The organism is Streptomyces sp. MBT65 (assembly GCF_016612545.1).
Lineage (GTDB): Bacteria > Actinomycetota > Actinomycetes > Streptomycetales > Streptomycetaceae > Streptomyces.
The window spans coordinates 1-2,300 of record NZ_JAENRY010000622.1; the positions used below are offsets into that span (position 1 = coordinate 1).

Consider the following 2,300-nt stretch of genomic DNA (forward strand, 5'->3'; position numbering starts at 1 on the left):
GGCTGGACCGGCGGCGCGGGCGAGTTGGGGCAGGGCCTGGGATCCGGCCAGTGCCTGGTAACCACCACTGTTGGCCTTGGTCACATGACGGACCAGGGGTGCGCCGGGCACCGGCAGGAAGCCGACCTCGCCCGCGCCGCCGGTCCAGCCGCGGTGCAGCCGGCCGCCGAGGACCAGGGCGGCGCCGAGACCGCCCTCGTTCCACAGCAGCACGAAGTCGCCGTGCCCGCGGGCCGCGCCGAGCCGCTGCTCGGCTATGGCGACGAGGTTGACGTCGTTCTCGTACTCCACCGGCATCGGCAGCGCGGCGGCGAGTTCGTCGAGGAGCGCCGGGGAGTGCCAGCCCGGCAGGTGCGAGGCGTACCGCAGCCGGCCGGTGTTCGGGTCGAAGGCGCCGGGCGTGCCGATGACGAGGCGGTGGATGTCGTCCCGGGCGAGCCCGGCGGCCTTCACCGCACCGTCGAGGGCGTCCGTCACCTGCCGTACGACGGGCTGGGCGGGCCGCCGGCCCGGGGTGGCGAGTTCGAACTCGCCCACCGTGCGGCCGGTGACGTCGGCGACGGCGGCGCGGATGCGCTCCGGCGTGACATCGAGCCCGGCGGCGTACGCGGCGCCCGGATTGACCACGTACAACTGGGCGTTGGGCCCGGGCCGCCCCTCGCTGGTCCCGGTGGCGAGGACCAGCCCCGCCGCTTCGAGCCGGGCGAGGAGCTGGGAGGCGGTCGGCTTGGAGAGGCCGGTGAGCTTGCCGATCCGGGTGCGGGACAGCGGGCCGTGCTCCAGGAGGAGGTCGAGGGCGGCGCGGTCGTTCATGGCGCGCAGGACGCGGGGGGTGCCCGGCGTGCCGGTACCGGTGCCGGGGGTGCCGGAGGTTCCTGCCATGTCGTACGCCACCTGCCTCTCGAACTCGAACCACCCAGCGTGTCATGTGATCACTGTTAGGAAAGTTTCCTATTGGGTGGAAGGAACGTAAGCCCGGGGCGAAGGGGGCGTCAATAGAGACCGCCCCCGAGGCAACAGACTCGTTACCTGCGGGGGCGGTGGGGGAGGTGCGGGTGTTACTGAACGTCGATGTAGTCACCGGCGGCCGTGGCCGCGCCGGTGGTGGCGGTGCCGGCGAAGACGTAGCGGAAGTACCCGTCCTTCGTCGCCTTCACCGTCGTCTTCAGGGCGCCGCCGGTGGTGGAGGTGACCGTCTTGACGGTGGTGTAGGTGCTTGAGTCCTTGGCCCGGAACTGCAGCGTGGCGGGCTGGGAGACGTACCCGGAGTACTTGCCGGTCTCCCAGTTCGCCCGCGTCAGCGCGCCGGTGACCGTGATGGTCCTGCCCTTCTTCACCGGCTCCGGGGAGGCGTTGGCGGTGAGCTTGGCGGCGCGCTGGATCTTGACCTTGCCCTTGCCGCCCCAGGCCGCGAAGTCGGTGGAGTAGCTGATCTGCTCGTCCGAGTCGTCCAGGTCGGCGTCGATGTGGGCGTAGACACCGGCGACGTTCCAGGTGGTCGCGTCGGCCGTCTCGTACAGGCTGTCCTCGGGGTCGATCGCGATCGTGTCGGAGCAGGACTCGGTGACGGTGGTGTCCGTCGTCGCGGTGGTCGTGCAGGTCGGAGCCATGCCGGCGTCGAGCTCGTTGTCGGAGTCCGCGAGCGAGCCGCGGTAGAGCATGACGCCCGCGAAGGTCGTCTTGTAGTCGATCGTCACGTCGGACGGCCGCGTCAGCGTGTAGGTGACGGGCACCTTCACCGTCGCGGTCGTCCCTACGACGACCGCCTTCCCCTTGTTGACCGTCACACCGCTGAAGACCAGGGCCGGCGACGCGGCCTGCGCGAGCGGCGCGGCCAGACCGGTCAGAGCCAGAGCACCGCTCAGGGCGACGCCGATGGCGAGCTTCCTCATTCTTGTCCCCACATTCGAAACGGACCCCTGGGCATTGCGCTCCAGAACAAGGGCCCGTCGTGGGCCGACCTTAGGCATGGCGACCCCGCGAAGAAAATGAGTTCAGCCTGTGAAGGTGATCGCATCACGGCTTCGTCACGATGGATAAAGCCGCAGGTGGGAGCGGGGCGGTGAGGATTCACCCCATCTGCCGCAATTGCGAAGGGTATTGAGCCCTTTCGGGCCGCTACGACCCCACCGCCGAGGCCGATTCGTGACGTCACGGCCGTGGACTGCCAGCCACCTCATAGCATCCTGACTTTTGATCAACCCCGTTTGCGGGCGGCGGAGAACGGGGCGGGGTGCGGGGCGTGAAGGTGTGGGCGGGGTACTGGTGGGAGGCGGTGTGCGCGCTCGCCGTACCCATGG

At 70.0% G+C, this 2,300-nt stretch carries 2 protein-coding genes; both read right to left on the reverse strand.

Translation table 11 applies throughout. The annotated features are described in order from the left end of the window. On the reverse strand, positions 1-882 hold an 882-nt coding region (locus tag JHN63_RS51060), incomplete at its 3' end, for an ROK family transcriptional regulator (RefSeq protein ID WP_200691937.1). 176 nt (positions 883-1,058) lie between these two features. Next, positions 1,059-1,892 (reverse strand): hypothetical protein, encoded by an 834-nt coding sequence (locus JHN63_RS51065; protein WP_200691938.1) that lies wholly within the window; start codon positions 1,890-1,892, stop codon positions 1,059-1,061. Positions 1,893-2,300: the final 408 nt, after the last annotated feature.

Coding starts and splice junctions, on each gene's coding strand:
- JHN63_RS51065 (WP_200691938.1), bottom strand. CDS start 1,892: ATGAGGAAGCTCGCCATCGGCGTCGCCCTGAGCGGTGCTCTGGCTCTG.